3 protein-coding genes are annotated in these 3,343 nt (G+C 51.5%); 2 read left to right on the forward strand and 1 reads right to left on the reverse strand.

The window, feature by feature from the left end; all coding sequences use genetic code 11:
• The coding region (locus ACR0P9_RS09550) for a Gfo/Idh/MocA family protein (protein ID WP_432619573.1) at nucleotides 1-912 on the reverse strand (912 nt) is incomplete at its 3' end.
• A gap of 192 nt (nucleotides 913-1,104) precedes the next feature.
• On the opposite strand from ACR0P9_RS09550, the gene ACR0P9_RS09555 reads away from it, so the two are divergent.
• Together ACR0P9_RS09555 and ACR0P9_RS09560 are read left to right on the forward strand one after the other, a co-directional pair.
• Complete coding sequence (locus ACR0P9_RS09555) at nucleotides 1,105-1,953, forward strand: helix-turn-helix domain-containing protein (RefSeq protein ID WP_432619575.1); 849 nt, start codon at nucleotides 1,105-1,107, stop codon at nucleotides 1,951-1,953.
• Between the two features lie 115 nt (nucleotides 1,954-2,068).
• Nucleotides 2,069-3,343: sodium:solute symporter family transporter (locus tag ACR0P9_RS09560; RefSeq protein WP_432619577.1), on the forward strand; the 1,275-nt coding region annotated here is incomplete at its 3' end.

Here is a 3,343-nt window from a genome sequence, read left to right on the forward strand (position 1 = left end):
AACCGTACGGAAGCCGCAGTCTCTGCCGTTGTCAACGTCAGCATCCGACTTGAAGTATACCTGTACCTCACACATGCGCTCCAAATCATAGACAACCGTGCCTTCGGTGCCCTGAATCTCATAGTAGAAATAGTTCTTGCGGCCGGTTGCCACGCGGGAAGAAGAGAAATCGCCGATAGCACCGTTTTTATACTTGACGAGGAAGGAAATGACATCGTCATTTTCTACGGTTCCCATCTCAGACGAGCCAGCCTTTACTGGACGCTCCGGAATGACAATCGACTGTACGGCTGTGACTGCTTCCATATCGCCCAGAATCATCTGTGAAACAGAAAGCAGATGGCTGCACAGATCGCCCAGTGCACCGGAACCTGCCAGCTTATTGATATGTCTCCATGCCAGCGGGATCTTCGGATCCAGCAGCATATCCTGATCGTATGTCGCATGGACACGCATAATCTTTCCCAGCTTGCCGGACTTGACAAGCTCTGCCACATACTGGTTTGCCGGATTCATGATGTTGGAAAAGCCGCAGTAATTGACAACGCCCTTTTCCTTTGCCAGATCAGCCAGCTCGCGGGACTGCTGTGCCGACAGGCTCAGCGGCTTCTCGCAGAACACATGCTTGCCATGCTCCAGTGCAGCTTTTGCCATCTCATAGTGCATACAGTTCGGCGTGGCAACGTCTACCAAATCAACGTTCGGATCCGACACAACATCGTGCCAATCCGCGGTATATCTCGCGTATCCCATCTGCTCTGCAAATTTCTGTGCAGCCTCTTCTGTGACATCGCTGACCATTTCAAATACCGGCATATCATCGCCGAAAATCATCTTTGCGTTGTGAAAAGCTGTGGTATGCGCTTTTCCCATCCAGCCGCCGCCAATCAAACCGATGCGAATCTCACTCATGTCGTTTCTCTCCATTTCATATCAAAAAATTTTTATGCTTGTTATTTCTGTGCGATAAAAAACGGGAAAATTTCTGCGTTTTTCTCGTATTCAACCTTGTGATGCTATGATATACTATTCACAAAACAACTGCACTACATTTTCTTGATAAAAAATATCAAAAAATTATACTTTTTGAGAGGATGATCTTGTATGCGCATCGATGCCGGTATTTTGCCGGATTCCGTCCGTTTCTTTCATGAGCCGGATGCCTTCACCGAACAAACCCTCTACCACACGCCGCATGTCGGTGTCTATCACTGCGACTGCCAATACAGCTTTGCCCGCGCCGGAGAAACCTGTGTGAATATTTGTCAGGCTATTTTTGTCGATCACGGTGCTTTGACGGTTCGCTATCGCGGGCAGGAAATCACGGCATATGCCGGTATGCTCATCCTGCTCGACTGCCGAGAGCCGCACGAATATTTTGCCGCCTCTCCGGAGATCCGCTTTCGCTGGTTTCATATTGTCGGCGCGTGCAGCTTCTCTTATGTCGCTCACATCATAGATTCCCATGGATTTGTCATGCAAACCGCCAAAAATGCCGATATAGAGCGATTTTGTGCGCAAATCGTCACGGATGCCAAGCAGGACGCCAATATCTATCGCGTGTCTGCTCATGTCGAGCAGCTGCTCGCCGGTCTCGCGTCCCTCGCTGTAGAAAAGCGTCCGGACACGATGGAGCAGGCAATGATTGATTCGGCACAATATATTGAAGCGCATTATGCCGAGAAAGAGACCAAGATTCCCGCTCTCGCTTCGCGCGCCGCTCTGAGCACCTGCTATTATCTGCGCAAGTTCAAAGAATATCACGGCGTTACCCCGCATCAATATCTACAGTCCGTTCGTCTGCGCGCCGCCAAAGAGCAGCTCACAGTGACCTCACACAGCATGGAGCAGATCGCTGAGGACTGCGGATTTTGCAGCACCTCTCATTTTATTCAGGCATTCCGAAAGAGCACGGGTCTGACCCCGCTTCAATTCCGAATTCTCTGGAAATAACCGTCTCCCTATTGACTTTATCGCTTTTATGTGATAAAGTATGTATCGTGCAGATACTTTATTTATTAAAAGCGTCAAAGTATCTGCTCTATGTTTCACAAAGGAAGGTTTACGTATGAAACTGATTGTTTTACTCGTGTACTTCGCCGTGCTCATTGGCATCGGCTTGTACTGCCGTCGGCACGCGACGGATGTCAACGGCTTCGTCCTCGGCGGACGCTCGGTCGGTCCGTGGCTGACCGCATTTGCTTACGGTACCTCGTATTTCTCCGCGGTTATCTTTGTCGGCTACGCCGGTCAGTTCGGCTGGAAATACGGCATCGCTTCGACATGGATCGGTATCGGCAATGCGTTGATCGGCTCGCTGCTCGCTTGGGTCGTTCTCGGACGCCGCACCCGCATCATGACACAGCATCTGGATTCTGCGACGATGCCGGCATTCTTCGGCTCTCGCTTTGACAGCAAGGCGCTCAAGGTCGGCTCCTCAGCGATTATCTTCGTGTTCCTGATTCCGTACACCGCTTCGCTGTACAACGGTCTGTCCCGCCTGTTTGGCATGGCATTTAACATCGACTACACCGTCTGTATCGTCCTTATGGCGATTTTGACCGCGATTTATGTTATCGCCGGTGGTTACATGGCAACTGCCATCAACGACTTTATTCAGGGCATCATCATGCTGTTCGGCATTGTGATTATTATCGCCGCCGTTCTGCTGAGCAAGGGCGGCTTTATGGAAGCCGTCAATGGTCTGGCACAGATTTCCGATCCGTCTGCATCCACCCAGCCGGGTGTCTTTGCTTCGTTCTTCGGCCCGGATCCGCTCAATCTGCTCGGCGTTGTCATCTTGACCAGCCTTGGCACATGGGGCCTGCCGCAGATGGTACAGAAGTTCTACGCCATCAAGGATGAATCGTCGATTCACAAGGGTTCTGTCATTTCCACCCTGTTCGCGCTGGTTGTCTCCGGCGGCTGCTACTTCTTGGGCGGTTTCGGCCGTCTGTTCTCGGATCAGGTCAACATCGAAGCAGATGGTTTTGATTCCATTATCCCAACGATGCTTTCCAATCTGGCGCCGATTCTCATCGCGCTGGTTGTCATCTTGGTTCTGTCCGCGTCGATGTCCACGCTGTCCTCTCTGGTTATCGCGTCCAGCTCCACGCTGACGATTGATTTCCTCGGCGGCACATTTATGAAGAACATGAGCCAGCGCAAGCTGCTCGTGACGATCCGCGTCTTCATCTTCGTCTTTATTGCCATCTCTGCGGTCATTGCCATTGTGCAGTACAAGAGCAATGTCACCTTTATCGCCCAGCTGATGGGCATCTCGTGGGGTGCTCTGGCAGGCGCATTCCTCGCCCCGTTCCTGTACGGTCTGTACTGGAAGCGC

Origin of the sequence: Butyricicoccus sp. (assembly GCF_050872565.1) — a bacterium.
GTDB lineage: Bacteria > Bacillota > Clostridia > Oscillospirales > Butyricicoccaceae > Butyricicoccus_A.

What these genes read in the sequence shown, in the direction of transcription:
- ACR0P9_RS09555 (WP_432619575.1), top strand. Translation starts at nt 1,105, where the DNA reads ATGCGCATCGATGCCGGTATTTTGCCGGATTCCGTCCGTTTCTTTCAT.